Raw genomic sequence first — 17591 nt, forward strand, 5'->3', positions numbered from 1 at the left:
GTCAAGCACCCCGTCATGCGGCGGTGGCGGCCTCGGCGAAGGAAGGGGCGGTGAGTGTGGTCATCCGGGCGGCGATCTGGGCCGCGGAGGCGCGCGGCAGGGTGCCGGCGATCTCGCCGTCGGCGAGGAAGAGGACGCGGTCGGCGTACGCCGCGGCGGCCGGGTCGTGCGTGACCATGACGACCGTCGCGCCGAGGCCGTCCACGGCGTTGCGCAGGAGGCCGAGGATCTCGGCGGCGGTGGTGGTGTCGAGGGCGCCGGTCGGCTCGTCCGCGAAGACGACGTCGGGCCGGGTGACGAGGGCCCGGGCGATCGCCACGCGCTGCTGCTGGCCGCCGGAGAGCTGGCCGGGACGGCGCTTGCCCTTGTCGCCGAGGCCGACCTGGGCGAGGACGTCTGCGGCGTGGCGGCGGTCAGGGCGGGCGCCGGCGAGGCGCATCGGCAGCAGGACGTTCTGCTCGACGGTCAGGGAGGGCAGCAGGTTGAACGCCTGGAAGACGAACCCGAGGCGGGAGCGGCGCAGTGCGGTGAGCTTGTTCTCGCTCATGCCGGTGATCTCGGTGCCGCCGAGGCGTACCGAACCGGAGGACGGCTGGTCCAGGCCCGCCGCGCACTGCAGGAACGTCGACTTGCCGGAGCCGGAGGGGCCCATGACGGCGGTGAAACTGCCGCGCGCCAGGGCGAGGTCGATGCCGCGCAGGGCGTGCACTGCGGAGGCGCCTCGACCGTACTGGCGGCGTACGCCGCGGAGTTCGACGGCCCAGTCCCCCGTGCCGGCTGTGCTGCCCACCGGCTTGTGCCCGTCGCTCTTCTTCGTGCGCAGTCCCATGGGTGGCCGCCTTTCCCGCTCGCGTTTTCCGGTTCGTCGTTCTACGTCTTCGAACCTACGGAGGGAGGGGCGGGGCAGACCATGGCGGCTGCTGGCGGAAGGGGGGTGGGGGAAACCCCCGGTCAGCGGGCTGGTTGACGGAGGCTCCTGCAGGGTGGGGCGATGCGCTGGGGGCATCCGGGGGTGGGTGGCGAAGGGCTTTTTCCCCTACCCGCCCCTTCCCGATACTGGGGGCAGGCCCCCAGACCCCTGGGCTTGGGGAAGGGTTAGGGCGAGGCGCGGGCCCGGTGCGGGGCGGTGACTTCGAGAGGCTGGTCCTGCCTCGGCGGTCCGGAGCGGCGGCTTCGTGGCGTCGGGGCGGTCGGAGCTTTCGGGGCCCGCCCCAAAGCCCGCAGGCCGTTCGGTCGCAGACCGCAGACCATAGACCGCCGGGCTGTAGACCGTCGGGCGCTCGGGTGCAGACCGACGGGCCGACTTGATCGACGGGCACAGGCCGACGGGCACAAAGGCCGACGGGCACAGGCCCCTCGGCCTCCGGGCATCTGGGTCCCCGGCCCCAAACACCGCGCCCCTACTACGCCTCGTGGCAGATCAGCAGCAGCGCCCTGTCGTCGTTCACGTCCTTTGCCACTGCTTCGATCAGGTGCCATGCCGCGCCGCCGAAGCCTGAGGCGACGTACCTGTCCGCCTCGCCCGTCAGGCGGTCTATGCCTTCCGCGATGTCCCGGCCCGACGTCTCCACCAGGCCGTCCGTGAACAGCATCAGTACGTCGCCGGGGCGCAATGAGCCTTTTACCGGGTCGAATTGCGCGCCGTCGTACACGCCCAGCAGCGGGCCCTCGCCCGACTGCTCCTCCCAGCGGCCGTTGCCCGCGTGGAGTTGGAGCGCGGGCAGGTGGCCTGCCGAGAAGAGTTCGTAGTCGCCGGAGTCCAGGTCCAGGACCAGGTGGATGGATGTCGCGAAGCCCTCGTCCCAGTTCTGGCGGAGGAGGTACGCGTTCGCCGCCGGGAGGAAGGCGTGCGGTGGCAGGGAGCCCAGCAGGCCGCCGAAAGCGCCTGACAGGAGCAGGGCCCGGGAGCCCGCGTCCATGCCCTTGCCCGAGACGTCGGTCAGGACCACTTCCAGCGTGCGGTCGCCGTTCGTGCGCGCCGCGACCACGAAGTCGCCGGAGAAGGACTGGCCGCCCGCCGGCCGCAGCGCCATCTCGCGGTGCCAGTTCTTGGGGAGGCGCGGCAGCGCGCTCTGGACCCGGATGCGTTCGCGCAGGTCGAAGAGCATCGTGCCGCCGCGCCGCCAGGGGACGCCGACCCGGGCCCGGAACTGGGCGATCACCAGGCCGAAGAAACCGCACGCCGCGACCGTCAGGACCGTGCCGGGGGTGACCCTCGCCGGGCCCTGCGTGTACGGGCCCAGCACGATCGACTCGACGATCAGCGCGGTGGCGGCCGCGGCGTAGAGCCCGAGCAGGCTCGCCGGACGCAGCAGCAGGCCACCCGCGACGATCGGGAGGACGAGGGCGGACGGCGCGCACCACACGGGCGTCGCGATCGTGCCGCAGGCGATCGCCGGGACGGTGAGCAGCAGGCCCGCCAGTGCGATCCAGTCGGACCCGTCGCCCCGGAAGTAGTCGACGCCGGATTTGCGCAGCGCGATGCGGGCCCGGTGCGCCGATTTGCGCGTCCGGGCCGTGTACGAATCTGCTCCTACTCCACGTGCCATTGCGGTGGACCCTATCCATCCTCGTCGCTGCTCCGCAGGGGGACCCCTGTGACATTGTGTTCGAAATTGAGTCGCCCGATTGCCGGGGGCCTGGTAGGCATGGCATATGACCACCGAACTGCGCGTGTTGCGGCCCGGCGAATGGGACGACTGGTTCGAGGCGGTGGAACTCGCTTTCGGGGGCGTAGCGGCGAGTCCGGAGGAGCGCGAGCTCGACCGCGCGGTGACCGAACCGGACCGGAGCCTGGCGGTCTGTGACGGGGATCAGTACGTCGGTACGGCGACGGCGTTCTCGTTCCGGCTGTCCGTGCCGGGCGGCGCCGTCGTGCCGGCCGCGGGCGTAAGCATGGTGAGCGTCGCGACGACGCACCGGCGGCGCGGGATCCTCACCGCGATGATGCGGCGCCAGCTTGACGACGTACGGGCAGGGGACGAGCCGCTCGCGCTGCTGACCGCGTCGGAGCCGGCGATCTACGGACGATTCGGTTACGGCGCCGCCACGCAGCAGATGTCGGCGGAGATCGACACCGCGCGGGTACGGCTCTCGGTGCCGCCGGGGACGGACGACGTACGGCTCCGGTTCGCGAAGCCGGTCGATGCGCGGGACGTGTGCGAGGCCCTGTACGCACAACAGGTCGCGGTCCGGCCGGGGATGCTCGCGCGCAGGCCGCACTGGGAGGGCGTGCCGCTGCTCGACCCGGTGAGCGAGCGCGAGGGTGCTTCGCCGCTGCGGTGCGTGCTGGCCGACCTGGACGGGGAGACGGTGGGGTACGCCCGGTTCCACGTCAAGCCGGAGTGGGACGCGGCGGGGGCGAAGGGCACCGTCGTGCTGCGCGACCTGGAGGCGGTCGACCCGGCGGCGTACGCGGCGCTGTGGCGCTTCCTCTTCGACATCGACCTCACATCGCGAATCCGGGCGCGCAATAGGCCCGTTGACGATCCCTGGCAGCACCTCGTCTCGGACATCCGGCGGTGCGACGTACGGCTGCGGGATTCGCTGTATGTGCGGCTCGTGGACGTCGGGGCGGCGCTGGAGGCGCGTACGTATCAGGCGCCTGTGGATGTGGTGTTCGAGGTCGCGGACGCGTTCTGCCCCTGGAACGAGGGGCGTTGGCGGCTGAGGTGCGACGACAAGGGCGGCGCGTCGTGCAAGCGTACGGACGATGCGGCGGATCTCGCGCTGTCCGTACGGGAGTTGGGCGCGGCGTATCTCGGCGGCGTCAGCCTGGCCGCGCTGGCGGGCGCGGGGCGGGTGCGGGAGCTGCGGCCGGGGGCGTTGGGGGAGGCGTCGGTTGCGTTCGGGGCGGCCGTCGCACCCTTCCTGCCCCACGGCTTCTGAGCGGCGGCGCTGCGCGCCCGGCCGGTCAGCGGTGCTGGCAGGCCGGGCACCAGAAGAGGTTGCGGGCGGCGAGACCGGCGGTGCGGATCTCGCCGCCACAGATGTGGCAGGGCAGGTTGGCCCTGCGGTAGACGTAGACCTCGCCGCCGTGGTCGTCGACGCGCGGCGGGCGGCCCATCTCTTCCGGGGTGTGTTCGGGGCGGACCGTATCGATCCGGTTGTTGCGTACGCCCTCCCGCATGAGGTCCGCGAGATCCGCCCACATCGCGTCCCACTCGCGGTGGGTGAGGTCCTTGCCCGCGCGGTACGGGTCGATGCCGTGCCGGAAGAGGACCTCGGCGCGGTAGACATTGCCGACGCCCGCGATGATCTTCTGGTCCATGAGCAGGGCAGCGATCGTGGTGCGGCTCTTCGAGATCCGCCGCCACGCCTTGTCCGGGTCGTCGCCGTTCCGCAGCGGGTCCGGTCCCAGGCGGTCGTGTATCGCACGCTTCTCGGGCTCGGTGATCAGGGCGCAGGTGGTGGGGCCGCGCAGATCGGCGTAGTGGTCGTCGTTGAGGAGGCGCAGGCGGACGGTGTCCGTGGGCGGGGGCGCCGGAGTCGTACCGAAGCCGAGCTTGCCGAAGAGGCCGAGGTGGATGTGGATCCAGTCGGCATCGTCGAAGCCGAGGAAGAGGTGCTTGCCGTGGGCGTCGACGCCGTCGAGGACCTGGCCGTCCAGGAGGGCCGCGCTGTCGGAGAACTTGCCCTGCGGGCTGCTCACGCGCACGGGCCACCCGGCGAAGCGCGCCAGGTGGTCCTCGGCGAGGCGGTGGATAGTGTGCCCCTCGGGCATGGTCCAGGTCTCCTGCGGGTTGAGTGTCCGGTGCGGCGCGGTGATTTTCTCCCCTGCCCCTTCCCCAAGCTCTCAACTTCGTTCGAGCAGGGGAGACCCCATTCTTCCCGAAACTGGGGGCAGGCCCCCAGACCCCCGGGTACGGGGTTACCCCTGGCGGTGCGCCGGCTTCGCGGCGCGGGACGAGCCCCACGCCGCTTCGCAAACCGGTTTGCGGGAGGGGACGTGCAGGGGCGCTCCCCGCAGGGTGTCGAACACAGTTTGGGCGGCGTACAAACCACTCCCCCGCCCGTTCGGCACCCGAGGAGACGCCCCGGCGCGGCACCGACCCCAAAGCCACCGCACCACGCCCCGCCCCGGCGGACGGGGTCCGACGCAGGCCCCAAGGGCCGAACGGCGCGAGCGCGGCATCCAAAAAGGGGCCGCCCCTGCGCGGCACCGGCCTCGAAGCCACCGCACCGCACCCCACCCGACGGACGGCGGGCGGGGTGCGGCTCGGGTTACGGCTGCTGCGGGTGGTGAGAGGGGATCGGGGGGAGGTTGCCGGTCTGCTCGTATGCCGCCAGCATGTCGATGCGGCGCTGGTGGCGCTCTTCGTTGGAGTACGGAGTGGCGAGGAAGATCTCCACGAACTTCGTGGCCTCCTCCTCCGTGTGCATCCGGCCACCGATGGAGATGACGTTCGCGTCGTTGTGCTCCCGGCCGAGCGCGGCCGTCTGCTCGCTCCAGGCCAGCACCGCCCGTACGCCCTTGACCTTGTTCGCGGCGATCTGCTCGCCGTTGCCCGAGCCACCGATCACGATGCCGAGGCTGTCCGGGTCCGCCGCCGTCTTCTCCGCGGCGCGCAGGCAGAACGGCGGGTAGTCGTCCACGGCGTCGTAGATGTGGGGACCACAGTCGACGGGCTCGTGGCCGTGGGCCTTCAGCCACTCGACGAGGTGGTTCTTGAGTTCGTATCCGGCATGGTCGGAACCGAGGTACACGCGCATGGGACGAGTGTGGCACGGGGGACGCCCGGCCGCCGTCGCCGGGGTCCGGTCGGGGTCGCGTTCCGGGTCGGGTCCGCCGCCGGTTCCGCGTCGCCTCCGCACTCGGAAATTCGCTCGCTGTACAACGATCCGGAGTCGGCTCTTCCGTCCAGAGACATGTCGCGTTTGAATGCGTGGGCTCGTGACCCGAGTGACCCGAGAAGCTAAGGATTGTGCATGAACGCGCAGCCGACCCTTGCGAAGGCAGGCGAGAACCCCGTAGAACCCGGGAATTCGCAGCCCTCCGACGGTCTCCAGGCCGGTCTCAAAAACCGCCATTTGTCCATGATCGCCATCGGCGGCGTCATCGGCGCCGGCCTCTTCGTCGGATCGAGCGGCGGCATCGCAGCCGCCGGTCCCGCGATTCTGCTGTCGTACGCACTCGTCGGCGCGCTGGTCGTCTTCGTGATGCGGATGCTCGGCGAGATGTCCGCGGCGAACCCGACGTCCGGATCCTTCTCGGCGTACGCGGACCGAGCGCTCGGGCGCTGGGCCGGGTTCTCGATCGGCTGGCTCTACTGGTTCTTCTGGGTCGTGGTGCTGGCGGTCGAGGCGACCGCGGGCGCGAAGATCCTGGAGGGCTGGATACCGGCCGTACCGCAGTGGGGCTGGGCACTGATCGTGATGGTCGTGCTGACCGCCACGAACCTCGCTTCGGTCGCTTCGTACGGCGAATTCGAGTTCTGGTTCGCCGGGATCAAGGTCGTCGCGATCGGCGGCTTCGTCATCATCGGTCTGCTCGCTGTCTTCGGCGTGCTGCCGGGCTCGGACAACCCGGGGGCGGGCTTCGCGCATCTGACGGACAGCGGTGGATTCTTCCCCGAGGGGCCGGGCGCGATCCTGACCGGCGTACTGATGGTCGTCTTCTCCTTCATGGGCAGCGAGATCGTCACGCTGGCGGCCGGTGAGTCGGCGGACCCGCAGCGGGCCGTGACCAAGGCGACCAACAGCGTGATCTGGCGTATCGGTGTCTTCTACCTCGGTTCGATCTTCGTCGTGCTGACGCTGCTGCCGTGGAACGACAAGTCGATCGTCAAGGACGGCTCGTACGTCGCCGCGCTGAACTCGATCGGTATCCCGCACGCGGGTCAGATCATGAACGTCATCGTGCTGACGGCGGTTCTGTCGTGCCTGAACTCCGGCCTCTACACCGCCTCGCGCATGGCGTTCTCGCTCGGCAAGCGCGGTGACGCGCCGAAGGCGTTCGCCCGTACGAACGCGCAGGGCGTCCCGCGCGCCGCGATCCTGTCGTCGGTCGCCTTCGGCTTCGTCGCCGTCTTCTTCAACTACAAGTGGCCGGACACGGTGTTCGCGTTCCTGCTGAACTCGTCGGGTGCGGTTGCGCTGTTCGTGTGGCTGGTCATCTGCTTCACGCAGCTGCGGATGCGCGGGATCATCCTGCGCGAGGCGCCGGAGAAGCTCATCGTGAAGATGTGGCTCTTCCCGTACCTGACGTGGGCGACGGCCGGTGTGATCACGTTTGTGATCGTCTACATGGCGTACGACGACGCGGCGCGCGAGCAGGTGCTGCTGTCGCTGCTGGTCGCGGCGGTCGTGGTCGGTATCGCCCTGGTCCGCGAGAAGCTCCGCCGGGACAAGGAGCAGCAGGATCAGAGTGGTGTGAAGGATTCGGCCACCGTGTCGTAAATACGCAGGGCTTCGGTCCGGGTGCCGGCGGCGTACCAGATGTTGAGCTGGTACGACTTGCCGCCGGCATTGAAGCCGAGCTGACGGGCCCGCCAGGGCTCGCCGCCCTGCGTGAACAGGTACTCCCAGACGATGGCGGGCCGCTGCTGGAAGGTGGTGCGCTCCAGGCGCACCTTGCTGTAGCCGGGGACGTCCTGGGAGTCCCGTTCGAACTGCTGCCATTGGGCGAGGAGATCGCCGCCGCGTACGAGTGCGTACGAGGCGGCGATTTCTTGTTGTCCGGCGGGCGAGTGGTAGTGGACGTTGGACGGGCTTTTGGCGCTACGGGTCCACGCCTTGGGCGGCGCCCAGGCGAACCCGGTCTCGCTGCGGGTGCCGGGCGGCGCGGTGGGGGGCCGGGAAGTCCCGGCAACGGTGGGGGCGGAGGTCGAGGCCGGGGCGGGCGTACGTGTCGTCCTCCCGACCGGGTCGCCGCCACGGTCGCGGGCGATCAGGACCATGACGGTGGCGACGACCGCAGCGGCGGCGAGTACGGCCGCGACGAGTGCGTGGCTCGTGGGCTTACGGAAGCGGGGCGGGCGCGGGACGGCCGGGGCGGCGGCGGTAACGGTGGCCTGGGCGGCGTTACGACTCCCCGCAGGCGTACGCCCCGAATCCGCGCCCGGCACGGGCAGCCCCCCAGGGGACTCCGCCAGGCCACGCCGCGGCGAATCAAGGGGCTCCTGCGGGGGCTCCGCCAAGCCGCGCGGCGTGTCCGGGGCCTCGGACGCGCCGCGCGGCAGCACGTCCAGGGCCTCCGCCACGCCGCGAGGCGGCCCTTCCTGGAGCTCCGACCCGCCACGCCCCGGCGCAGCCGCCTCTGCCGACTCGATCGCCTCCAGCGCCGCATGCAAGGCGTTCAGGTCCGGGCGCAGTGCCGGGTCCTTGACCAGTAGTGCTGCCAGTACCGGGGTCAACTGGCCCGCCTCTGGCGGGAGTACGGGCTCCTCGTACAGCACCGCGTGCAGTGTTGCCAGGGTCGTCGGGCGGGAGAAGGGGGAATGGCCCGCCACCGCCGCGCACAGTGTCGCGCCCAGGGACCACAGGTCCGACGGCGGGCCCTGGGGGCGGCCGCCCACCCGCTCGGGGGCCATGTAGTCGGGTGAGCCGACCAGCATCCCCGCCATCGTCAGCGCCTTCGTGTCCTGGATCGCCGCGATGCCGAAGTCCGTCAGGACCACCCTGCCCGCCCGGCCGAGCAGCACATTGCCCGGCTTGATGTCGCGGTGCAGGACTCCTACCGTGTGGACTTCTCTCAGCGCCGCCACCAGGCCCATGCCGATTCTCGCCGCCTCCTGCGGGGACAACGGGCCTTCTTCTGCCAGGGTTTGTTCCAGGGAACGCGAGTCGACGAGCTCCATCACGATCCACAGGCGGTCGTTCTCCTCCGCCACGTCGTACACCCTGACCACATTGGGGTGGTCGATCCTGGCGGTCGCGCGCGCCTCGCGCAGTGTGCGTTCGCGGCGGATCCTGCTGTCCTCCGCGTCGAGGCCGTCCATCCGCATTTCCTTTACGGCGACACGGCGGTCCAGGATTTCGTCGAACGCACGCCACACACGCCCCATTCCCCCCTGGCCTATTGTTTCGCCCAGGCGATAACGCCCGGCGACCAATAAACCCGGGGTGCCCGGCATTCCCGGCGGCACCGGCTTCCCCGTTGACCCGGACTTCCTCGATATTCCCGGCATTGGAGTCCTCCCCCTCAGCACCCGCTGCGGCCAGGACAGAAGCGTGAACTTCCCACTATCACAGCATAGTTGCGTGAAATCTTGTGGTACCTCTTCAAGTAGCGAAACGCCCTGCACGGCAAGGGGGATGGGAAATGCACGCATCGAAGACCAAAACCGCTGGATCAATGACGGCGACCGCCATGGCGGCCGTGCTGTTTTTGCCGTTCAGCGCATCGGCCGCGGACGAACCCGCGCCCGGCAGCAGCAAAGGGGGAAAGCCAGGTCCGGCAGCCGCTGCCCAAGCCGACGTGAAGGTCACCACCGAGCTGCCCGAACGCATCACGGTCGACAACACGTCGGAGAAGACGGAGCTGTCCGCGAAGGTGCTCAACCAGGGGAAGAAGGACACCGGTCCGATCACCATGGCCGTCGTCGGCTTCGACGGTATGCGGATAACCGCCGTTGAGGGCTGTTCACCGATTCCCGGGAACCGGCTGCCCAAGGGTTCCAACAGCGGTTTCGCCTGCGTCATCGACAACGTCGCGGCGGGCAAGGACCGTTCGTACGCCGTCACCGCGACCTTCGACCTCCAGAAGACCGGCAAGATCTGCCTGCCCGTGACGAAGGGAAGCAGCAAGGAGCTGCTGTGGCAGCAGGGGCCCGTCGCCTTCGGCGCGTCCCACCCGACACCGAACGCCCCCGACACCCCTCTCCTCCTCGGCACCGACAACACGCCGTTCGGTCCCGGCGGCCGGTCGTCCGAGCCCGCCGAAGACCTGCCGTCGACCGGCCCGTACGACGGCACGCTGCCGCTGGGCCTGGCCGGAGTACTGCTGCTCGCCGCGGGCGGCGCCGGGGCGTGGTGGTCGACTCGCAGCCGGGCCGACGCCAAGTAGAAGACGCCGGCAGAAGAGGCCGAGCAGAACGCGCGAAGGCCCGCGCCTGCCTTGCAGGTGCGGGCCTCTCGTCGTGCTTACGGCCGGGCTCAGCCCCGGTCGCCCACCAGCTTCCACGCCGCCGGCAGCGCCCCCATCGCCAGCGCCGCCTTCAGCGCGTCGCCGATCAGGAACGGAACCAGGCCGGCCGCCACCGCCGCGCTCAGCGACATGCCGGTCGACAGCGCCAGGTACGGCACGCCCACGGCGTAGATGACCGCCGAGCCCAGCACCATCGTCCCGGCCGTGCGCAGCACCGAGCGGTCACCGCCGCGGCGGGCCAGCGCACCGACCACCGTGGCGGCCAGCAGCATGCCGAGGATGTAGCCGAAGGACGCGCCGCCCGCGCCCGACGTGCCGCCCGCGAACCACGGCATCCCGGCCATGCCGATCACGGCGTACACCGCGAGGGAGAGGAAGCCGCGGCGGGCGCCGACGGCCGTGCCGACCAGCAGGGCCGCGAAGGTCTGGCCGGTGACCGGAACCGGGGAGCCGGGGACGGGCACCGCGATCTGGGCCGCTATGCCGGTGAGCGCCGCGCCGCCGAGCACCAGGGCCGCGTCGCGGGCGAAGGCACGCGTGGCGGTGGAGGCGGAAGGCAGCAGGTCGGCGAGGACCGCTCCGGAACGGACGGGGGCGGCAGCAGTGCTCATCGGGACTCCGCAGGTTGCAGGTTCGGGTTGAGGAAGGACTGGACTGAAGGTGGAGGTGGAGGCAGGGAAGGACAACGTGACGTTAGCTCAGGAGTTAACGCGCGATCACCATCAGCCGCCGACAAAGTGGCGGTTGACCGTTTGGTGGGGTTCACACAAAGAGGCAGAGGCAATCCTGAGAATGCGTGATGCGCGTCACTGAGGTCACAGGAGTGCACGGCCATTTTGCGGATAAGGGGCATGCTCGGCGAGACTGTGGGGTCTTCATAAATGATCCGCTGAAGTTCCTAGAGTTGCGAGCAGCATGCACGACGATCCGGCCGAGCCCCTTGCCCATGGGCTGAAGCGGCGACACCTCACGATGCTCGGCCTCGGCGGAGTGATCGGTGCCGGGCTTTTCGTCGGCTCGGGTGCCGGTATCGCGGTCGCGGGACCCGGCATTGTCATCTCGTATCTGATCGCGGGCGCACTCGCGATGCTGGTGATGCGGATGCTCGGCGAGATGTCCGCCGCCATGCCCGCGTCCGGTTCCTTCTCGGTGCACGCGGAGCGTGCGCTCGGGCGCTGGGCCGGGTTCAGCGTCGGCTGGCTGTACTGGTTCCTGCTCGTCGTGGTGCTCGCCGTGGAGGCGACCGCCGCCGCGCAGATCGCGCACGGCTGGGTGCCCGATGTCGCGCAGTGGACCTGGGTGCTGATCTTCATGGTGGTCTTCACCGGGGCCAACCTTGCCGCCGTGAAGAACTTCGGTGAGTTCGAATTCTGGTTCGCCGCTCTCAAGGTCGGCGCGATTGTGCTGTTCCTGGGGCTGGGGGTACTGGCCGTCTTCGGAGTGCTGCCCGACACCTCCCCGGTCGGTTTCACCAACCTCACCGGGCAGGGCGGTTTTCTCCCCCACGGCTGGGAAGGCGTCGTCTCCGGCGTACTCACCGTCGTCTTCGCCTTCGGCGGCCTGGAGGTCGTCACGATCGCCGCCGCCGAGACCGACGATCCGGCCCGCAACGTGGCCCGCGCGGTGCGCGCTGCGGTGTGGCGCATCCTCTTCTTCTACGTCGGTTCGATGCTGGTCATCGTGACCGTGCTGCCCTGGACCGCGCAGAAGGCGGGATTCAGTCCGTACGTCGCCGTGCTGGACGCCATCGGCATCCCGTCCGCCGGGCAGATCATGAACATCGTGGTGTTCGTGGCACTGCTGTCCGCGCTCAACGCCAATCTGTACGGGTCCTCGCGCATGATCTTCTCGCTGGCCGAGCGCGGCGAGGCGCCGAAGGGCCTGCTCAAGGTGTCGGGCGGCGAGGGCGGCGGCGTACCGCGCCGTGCGGTGCTCGCCTCCGTGGCCTTCGGGTTCGTCTCCGTACTCCTCAATCTCAAGTGGCCCGACAGCGTCTTCCTCTACATGCTCAACGCCGTCGGCGCGGTGCTGCTGTTCGTGTGGGGCCTGATCGTCGCCTCGCAGTTGCGCCTGCGGCGGCGCATCGAGCGCGAGTCGCCGGAGCTGCTCGTCCTCAAGATGTGGGGCTTCCCCTGGCTGAGCTGGGTCACCCTGGCCGGGCTCGTCGGCGTACTGCTGCTGATGCTCACCGACGATGCCGCGCGGCCTCAGTTGCTGTGGTCGGCGGCGGCCACCGGCGCGGTGCTGCTGGTGGCAGTCGTGAGGGAATGGTGTTCGAAGCGTGCGTGATCGTTCACCATGTGTGAACGTAGTGTCCGTATAGCGGTCAGGTGTTCCCTGTGAGCGGGGCATTTCTTCAGACTGTGGGCTCTGCTCCCCCGTCTCAGCTACTGAACAGGGCATGCCCATGTCTCGGTCTTCCGCGCCGACGCCCATCGAGGACGCCGCCGCCGTCGAGCCCGTAGAGAACAACGGCGAGAACAGAGTCGAGAACACAGTCGACTCGCCGCTCACTCACGGACTCAAGCAACGCCATCTGTCGATGATCGCCCTCGGCGGTGTCATCGGCGCGGGACTCTTCGTCGGGTCGGGTGCCGGCATCGCCGCCGCCGGTCCTTCGATCGTCGTCTCCTATGCGATATCCGGGCTGCTCGTCATGCTCGTGATGCGCATGCTCGGCGAGATGTCCGCGGCCAACCCGGCCTCCGGCTCCTTCTCCGTGCACGCCGAGCGGGCGATCGGCCCGTGGGCGGGCTTCACCGCCGGCTGGTCCTTCTGGTTCCTGCTCTGCGTGGCCGTCGGCCTCGAAGGCATCGGCGCCGCGAAGATCATGGTCGCGTGGATGCCGGACACACCCGAGTGGGCCTGGGTCGCCCTCTTCATGCTGGTCTTCTGCGGTACGAACCTGGCCGCCGTGAAGAACTTCGGCGAGTTCGAGTTCTGGTTCGCCGCCCTCAAGGTCGGCGCGATCGCGCTCTTCCTGGGCATCGGCGCCCTCGCGATCCTGGGCCTCCTGCCCGGCTCCGACGCCCCCGCCCCCGGCACCGCCAACCTCACCGGCGCGGGCGGCTTCCTACCGAACGGCTCCGAGGGCCTGATCGTCGGTCTGCTCGCTTCGGTCTTCGCGTACGGCGGCCTGGAGACGGTCACCATCGCCGCGGCCGAGTCCGAGAGCCCGGTCAAGGGCGTCGCCAGCGCCGTGCGTACGGCGATGTGGCGCATCGCGATCTTCTACATCGGCTCCATGGCGGTCATCGTCACCCTCGTCCCGTGGAACGACAAGGCGGTCGTCACCAAGGGCCCGTACGTCGCCACCCTCGACCACCTGGGCATCCCCGCCGCCGGCCAGATCATGAACGTGGTCGTGCTGGTAGCCCTGCTCTCCGCGATGAACGCCAACGTCTACGGCGCCTCCCGCATGGCCTGCTCGCTGGTCGCCCGCGGCCAGGGTCCGAAGGCGCTGGGCCAGGTCTTCGGCGGCGTCCCGCGCATCGCCGTACTGGTGTCCTCCGTCTTCGGCTTCGGCTGCGTGCTGCTCAGCTACTGGCGGCCGAACGACATCTTCCAGTGGCTGCTCAACATGATCGGCGCGGTGATCCTGGTCGTCTGGATCTTCATCGCCGTCTCCCAGCTGCTGCTGCGCCGCCGCACCGAGCGCGAGGCGCCCGAGACGCTGGTCGTGAAGATGTGGGCCTACCCGGTCCTGACCTGGGTCGCGCTCGCCGGCATGGCCGCCATCTTCGTCCTGATGGCCCGTGAGGAGGGCACCCGTCTGCAGCTGTACTGGACGGGCGGTCTGACCGTGGCCCTCGCGATCGCCGGTTTCGCACTCCAGCGGTCCCGGTCCGCCAAGGCCGTCACGAACACGGAAGATTGAGCGAGATCAGCGCGGTGTCCTTCCCGCTGATGCGCACCTCGCTCACCGCCGCGTTGCGCAACTGCGGGAAGACCCTCCGGTAGTCCCTCAGCGGAATGCCGAGCAGCTCGCAGAGCACGAGCCGCAGCAGGGTGTTGTGGGCAACCACCAGTACCCGCTCCCCCTCGTGCTCCCGGGCGATACGGCGCATTGCATCGGACCCCCTGGCCGCCACGGCCCGGGGGTCCTCCGCGTCCGGAAAGGCGTTCGCGACCGGATCGGCGCGGAAGGCCTCGGCCAACTCGGGCTTCTCGGCGGCGAATTCGCCGAGCGTACGACCCTCCATCACGCCGTAGTGGCACTCTCGCAGCTCGTGGTCACGGTGCGCTGCGAGCCCGAGCGCACGGCATGCGGGTTCGGCGGTCTCGATGGCCCGCAGCACCGTGGACGTCCACACCGCGTCGACGGGATGCCTGGCCACCCACTCCCCCAGCGCCTCGGCCTGCCTGCGGCCGATCTCGGTCAGGGCTACGTCGCTGGTCCCGGCGTAGCGGTTCTCGGCGTGCCAGACGGTCTGGCCGTGACGGGCAAGCAGCAGCGTCGTACTCGTACTCGCATTCGTACTCACGAGGATGTCTCCAGACGGGCCAGGGCGTGCGCCGCGACGGGCTCCGGAAGCCAGCCGCGCCGCTCCAGTTCCCCGACGATACGGGCGTACGGCTCCGCGAAGGCCGCCGTGCGCTCCGGGCGTGGCTGGAGCACCTCGCGGATGCGGACCATGGCCTCCGCCGCCCCGGCCAGGTCGCCCGTGCCCCCCGCCCCGTGCGCGGCCAGGACCGCCATGCCGAGCGCCGGTTCGGTCTGTTCGGGGATACGGGCCGGGCGGCCCAGGATGTCGGCGCGCAGCCGGTTCCAGTACGCGCTGCGCGCCGCGCCTCCGGTGAAGGTCAGCGGGCCTTCGACGGGCGCTCCCAGATAGTGGAGGTAGTCCAGGCACAGCCGTTCGGCGTAACCGACGCCCTGGAGCAGCGCCGCCCACCGGTCGCCTTCCGACGTACCGCCGTCGAGTACGAACGCGGTGGCGTCCGGGGCGCGGAAGGGGAAGCGTTCGCCGTGCGAGGCCAGCGGGTAGGCGAGCGCGACGGACGGCTCGTGGTGGGCTGCGAGGCGGTCGAGGCGGGCCGGGTCGGCGCCGGGGAAGGCGGCGGTGAGGGCGCCGGCGCCGACGCTGGAGGCGCCGCCGGGGAGCCACTTGCCGTCCGGGGAGCGGTGGTTGTAGACGATGCCGGAGCTGTCGTGGACCGGGTCGGCGGCAACGCCCTTGAGGACGAGGGTGGTGCCGAGTACGGAGTTCCAGGAGCCGATGCGCAGGGCGCCGGAGGCGATCTGGGCGGCGCAGCCGTCGGTCATTCCGGCGACGACGAGGGTGCCCGCGGGGATGCCGGTCTCGCGGGAGGCGGCGTCGGCGACCTTGCCCAGGCGGGTTCCGGGGCGTACGACCTCGGGGAACAGGTCCGGGGCCAGGCCGAGCATTTCCATCGCCTCGGCGGGCCAGGTGTCGCGTTCCAGGTCGTAGCCCGTCTTGAGGGCGTGGCTGGAGTCGGTGGCGACCGGGCCGCCGGTGAGCCGGGCGGTCACCGTGTCGGCCTGGTGGGCGAGGCGTACGGGCGGCCCGGTTCCATCGCGCCGCCGGGTCAGCCAGAGGGCCTTCGCCAGGCCCCAGCTCGGCGGCACACCGGCCTCGTCGGCCTCGGGTGCGGCACGCCCGTCGTCGTACATCAGACCGGGTGTCAGCGGATGGCCGTACGTGTCGGTGAGCAGCACGGTGCCGGAAGTGGAGCAGACTGCGAGGGCATGGAGTCTGCGTGCCTGTACGCCGGTGAGGGCGGCGCGGGCGGCGGTGCAGACGGCCGCCCACCAGTCGGACGGTTCCTGCTCGTGGCGCACACCGCTGCGCCGGCCGGTCAGCGGGGCGGAGCCGCTGCCCAGGATGTGTCCGTGGGTGGTGGCGACCATCGCCCGGACGCTCTGCGTACCCAGGTCGATGCCCATCCATGCCGTGTCGTCGGACCGCACACGATCCTCCCGCGCATATCGTCTTCATCTGTGAAGTTCTCACTGTGCACCGAGATATTCCGTTGCGCGAGGGATTGACGCGCAAGTTCCCCTGTTCCAAGCTCTGTTAACCAGTCGGCTGATCCTGTTACGGAGGTCGGGATGGACATGCGCGTACACGACCGGCGGCGGTTCCTCGCTCTTACGGCGGCCGCTTCCGCCACTCCGCTGCTGAGCGCCTGCGGTACGGGCTTCGGCGGCGACGAGAGCACGAAGGGCGGCGGATCGGCGGCGGACGACGTCACCGGCTCCTTCGACTGGAAGAAGGCCAAGGGCAAGACGGTCAAGGCGCTGCTGAACAAGCACCCGTACACGGATGCGCTGATCGCCGACCTGAAGTCCTTCACGGCGAAGACCGGCATCAAGGTCGAGTACGACGTCTTCCCCGAGGACAACTACTTCGACAAGCTGACCGTCGACCTCTCCAGCGGCCGCGCGTCGTACGACATCTTCATGCTCGGCGCGTACATGGTCTGGCAGTACGGGCCGCCCGGCTGGCTGGAGGATCTCGGCCCGTGGATGAGCAACTCCTCAGCGACGGGCGGCGAGTGGGACCAGGGTGACTTCTTCCCCAATCTCCTCCAGGCCGACCAGTGGTCGCTCAAGGCGGGCGCCCCGCTCGGGCAGGGCGGGCAGTACGCGCTGCCGTGGGGCTGGGAGACGAACGTCGTCGCGTACAACACCGAGGTCTTCAAGAAGCTTGGGCTGAAGCCCGCCGAGACCTTCGACGAGCTCCGTGAGATCTCCGGCGCCATCAAACGCAAGGCGCCGGGGGCGGGCTACGACGGGATGTACGGCGTGGCGGTGCGCGGCTCGCGGAGCTGGGCGACGATCCACCCCGGTTTCATGACCATGTACTCGCGCTACGGGCTCAAGGACTTCACCGTCGACGGCGGCAGGATCACGCCCGCCATGAACAGCCCGGAGGCCATCTCCTTCACCCAGGACTGGGCCGAGATGATCAAGAAGGGCGGCCCGCCGTCCTGGACGTCGTACACCTGGTACCAGTGCTCCAGCGACCTCGGCGCGAAGAAGGCCGGGATGCTCTTCGACGCCGATACGGCCGCGTACTTCCAAGCGGTGAAGGGCGCGTCGCCCGCCTCCGGGAAGATCGCCTTCCACCCGGGGCCGAAGGGGCCGGACGGGTCGCTCGCCACGAACATGTGGATCTGGTCGCTCGGCATGAACGCCAAGAGCAAGAACAAGCACGCGGCCTGGCTGTTCCTCCAGTGGGCGACCGGCAAGGAGCATCTGCGCAAGGCGGCGATCGAGGGCAACCACATCGACCCGGTGCGCAAGTCGGTCAGTCAGGACGCGGCGTACAAGGACAAGATGAAGGACCTGGAGGGCTTCATCGAGACCTTCGAGACGGTCGTCGACCAGACGAAGATCCAGTTCACGCCGCAGGAACAGTTCTTCGACGCGACGACCAGCTGGGCGGCGTCGCTCCAGGAGATCTACGGCGGCAAGAGCGCCAAGTCCGTGCTGAACGGCCTGGCCAACGACCTGGCGCCGAAGGTTGGGTGACGCTTC

At 69.9% G+C, this 17591-nt stretch carries 14 protein-coding genes; 6 read left to right on the top strand and 8 right to left on the bottom strand.

Annotated elements, in window-relative coordinates:
* Nucleotides 1–13: 13 nt before the first annotated feature.
* Nucleotides 14–829, bottom strand: coding sequence for an ABC transporter ATP-binding protein (locus tag J7I98_RS04805; RefSeq protein ID WP_214918602.1), 816 nt, complete (start codon nucleotides 827–829; stop codon nucleotides 14–16).
* A gap of 574 nt (nucleotides 830–1403) precedes the next feature.
* Complete coding sequence (locus J7I98_RS04810) at nucleotides 1404–2549, bottom strand: PP2C family protein-serine/threonine phosphatase (protein WP_214918607.1); 1146 nt, start codon at nucleotides 2547–2549, stop codon at nucleotides 1404–1406.
* A gap of 106 nt (nucleotides 2550–2655) precedes the next feature.
* On the opposite strand from J7I98_RS04810, the gene J7I98_RS04815 reads away from it, so the two are divergent.
* The gene (locus tag J7I98_RS04815) at nucleotides 2656–3888 is read left to right on the top strand and encodes a GNAT family N-acetyltransferase (RefSeq protein WP_214918621.1); all 1233 of its coding nucleotides are present in this window, start codon (nucleotides 2656–2658) and stop codon (nucleotides 3886–3888) included.
* Nucleotides 3889–3913: 25 nt separating this feature from the next.
* Here the strand turns inward: J7I98_RS04815 and J7I98_RS04820 are convergent, their stop codons facing one another.
* Nucleotides 3914–4723 carry an Fpg/Nei family DNA glycosylase gene (locus tag J7I98_RS04820; protein ID WP_214918624.1) on the bottom strand — a complete coding sequence of 270 codons (810 nt, stop codon included), beginning with the start codon at nucleotides 4721–4723 and terminating at the stop codon, nucleotides 3914–3916.
* Nucleotides 4724–5223: 500 nt separating this feature from the next.
* Nucleotides 5224–5712, bottom strand: a complete 489-nt coding sequence (locus tag J7I98_RS04825) for a ribose-5-phosphate isomerase (RefSeq protein WP_214918627.1) — start codon at nucleotides 5710–5712, stop codon at nucleotides 5224–5226.
* Between the two features lie 216 nt (nucleotides 5713–5928).
* Between J7I98_RS04825 and J7I98_RS04830 the strand changes: the two genes are divergently transcribed.
* Nucleotides 5929–7398 (top strand): amino acid permease, encoded by a 1470-nt coding sequence (locus J7I98_RS04830; RefSeq protein ID WP_214918630.1) that lies wholly within the window; start codon nucleotides 5929–5931, stop codon nucleotides 7396–7398.
* Here J7I98_RS04830 and J7I98_RS04835 read toward each other — a convergent pair.
* Nucleotides 7362–9005, bottom strand: a complete 1644-nt coding sequence (locus J7I98_RS04835; RefSeq protein ID WP_251020099.1) for a serine/threonine-protein kinase — start codon at nucleotides 9003–9005, stop codon at nucleotides 7362–7364. The genes J7I98_RS04830 and J7I98_RS04835 overlap by 37 nt on opposite strands.
* A gap of 257 nt (nucleotides 9006–9262) precedes the next feature.
* Here J7I98_RS04835 and J7I98_RS04840 point away from each other — a divergent pair, with 257 nt between their 5' ends.
* Nucleotides 9263–10006: a hypothetical protein gene (locus J7I98_RS04840; RefSeq protein ID WP_214918636.1), complete on the top strand. Its 744-nt coding sequence runs from the start codon at nucleotides 9263–9265 to the stop codon at nucleotides 10004–10006.
* A gap of 89 nt (nucleotides 10007–10095) precedes the next feature.
* On the opposite strand, the gene J7I98_RS04845 is transcribed toward J7I98_RS04840, so the two are convergent.
* Entirely contained in the window at nucleotides 10096–10698 is a 603-nt protein-coding gene (locus tag J7I98_RS04845) for a biotin transporter BioY (protein WP_214918639.1), read from the bottom strand.
* A 304-nt stretch (nucleotides 10699–11002) separates the two neighbouring features.
* Here J7I98_RS04845 and J7I98_RS04850 point away from each other — a divergent pair, with 304 nt between their 5' ends.
* Both J7I98_RS04850 and J7I98_RS04855 read left to right on the top strand, forming a co-directional pair.
* Nucleotides 11003–12376 (top strand): amino acid permease, encoded by a 1374-nt coding sequence (locus J7I98_RS04850; RefSeq protein WP_214918642.1) that lies wholly within the window; start codon nucleotides 11003–11005, stop codon nucleotides 12374–12376.
* A gap of 118 nt (nucleotides 12377–12494) precedes the next feature.
* Nucleotides 12495–13964, top strand: a complete 1470-nt coding sequence (locus J7I98_RS04855; RefSeq protein WP_214918645.1) for an amino acid permease — start codon at nucleotides 12495–12497, stop codon at nucleotides 13962–13964.
* Here the strand turns inward: J7I98_RS04855 and J7I98_RS04860 are convergent.
* Both J7I98_RS04860 and J7I98_RS04865 read right to left on the bottom strand, forming a co-directional pair.
* A complete protein-coding gene (locus J7I98_RS04860; protein ID WP_374225073.1) occupies nucleotides 13945–14577 on the bottom strand; it encodes a histidine phosphatase family protein in 633 nt (210 codons plus the stop codon). The genes J7I98_RS04855 and J7I98_RS04860 overlap by 20 nt on opposite strands.
* Nucleotides 14568–15995, bottom strand: coding sequence for an FGGY-family carbohydrate kinase (locus J7I98_RS04865; RefSeq protein ID WP_214919153.1), 1428 nt, complete (start codon nucleotides 15993–15995; stop codon nucleotides 14568–14570). The genes J7I98_RS04860 and J7I98_RS04865 overlap by 10 nt, the downstream gene beginning before the upstream one ends.
* 165 nt (nucleotides 15996–16160) lie before the next feature.
* Between J7I98_RS04865 and J7I98_RS04870 the strand changes: the two genes are divergently transcribed.
* Nucleotides 16161–17585: a sugar ABC transporter substrate-binding protein gene (locus tag J7I98_RS04870; RefSeq protein ID WP_214918652.1), complete on the top strand. Its 1425-nt coding sequence runs from the start codon at nucleotides 16161–16163 to the stop codon at nucleotides 17583–17585.
* Nucleotides 17586–17591: the final 6 nt, after the last annotated feature.

The sequence above is a fragment of the Streptomyces sp. ISL-98 genome, assembly GCF_018614055.1.
In the GTDB taxonomy this organism is placed as follows: Bacteria; Actinomycetota; Actinomycetes; order Streptomycetales; family Streptomycetaceae; genus Streptomyces; species Streptomyces spiramyceticus.

What these genes read in the sequence shown, in the direction of transcription:
- J7I98_RS04805 (WP_214918602.1), bottom strand. Translation starts at nt 829, where the DNA reads ATGGGACTGCGCACGAAGAAGAGCGACGGGCACAAGCCGGTGGGCAGC.
- J7I98_RS04810 (WP_214918607.1), bottom strand. Translation starts at nt 2,549, where the DNA reads ATGGCACGTGGAGTAGGAGCAGATTCGTACACGGCCCGGACGCGCAAA.
- J7I98_RS04815 (WP_214918621.1), top strand. Translation starts at nt 2,656, where the DNA reads ATGACCACCGAACTGCGCGTGTTGCGGCCCGGCGAATGGGACGACTGG.
- J7I98_RS04820 (WP_214918624.1), bottom strand. Translation starts at nt 4,723, where the DNA reads ATGCCCGAGGGGCACACTATCCACCGCCTCGCCGAGGACCACCTGGCG.
- J7I98_RS04825 (WP_214918627.1), bottom strand. Translation starts at nt 5,712, where the DNA reads ATGCGCGTGTACCTCGGTTCCGACCATGCCGGATACGAACTCAAGAAC.
- J7I98_RS04830 (WP_214918630.1), top strand. Translation starts at nt 5,929, where the DNA reads ATGAACGCGCAGCCGACCCTTGCGAAGGCAGGCGAGAACCCCGTAGAA.
- J7I98_RS04835 (WP_251020099.1), bottom strand. Translation starts at nt 9,005, where the DNA reads ATGGGGCGTGTGTGGCGTGCGTTCGACGAAATCCTGGACCGCCGTGTC.
- J7I98_RS04840 (WP_214918636.1), top strand. Translation starts at nt 9,263, where the DNA reads ATGCACGCATCGAAGACCAAAACCGCTGGATCAATGACGGCGACCGCC.
- J7I98_RS04845 (WP_214918639.1), bottom strand. Translation starts at nt 10,698, where the DNA reads ATGAGCACTGCTGCCGCCCCCGTCCGTTCCGGAGCGGTCCTCGCCGAC.
- J7I98_RS04850 (WP_214918642.1), top strand. Translation starts at nt 11,003, where the DNA reads ATGCACGACGATCCGGCCGAGCCCCTTGCCCATGGGCTGAAGCGGCGA.
- J7I98_RS04855 (WP_214918645.1), top strand. Translation starts at nt 12,495, where the DNA reads ATGTCTCGGTCTTCCGCGCCGACGCCCATCGAGGACGCCGCCGCCGTC.
- J7I98_RS04865 (WP_214919153.1), bottom strand. Translation starts at nt 15,995, where the DNA reads ATGGGCATCGACCTGGGTACGCAGAGCGTCCGGGCGATGGTCGCCACC.
- J7I98_RS04870 (WP_214918652.1), top strand. Translation starts at nt 16,161, where the DNA reads ATGGACATGCGCGTACACGACCGGCGGCGGTTCCTCGCTCTTACGGCG.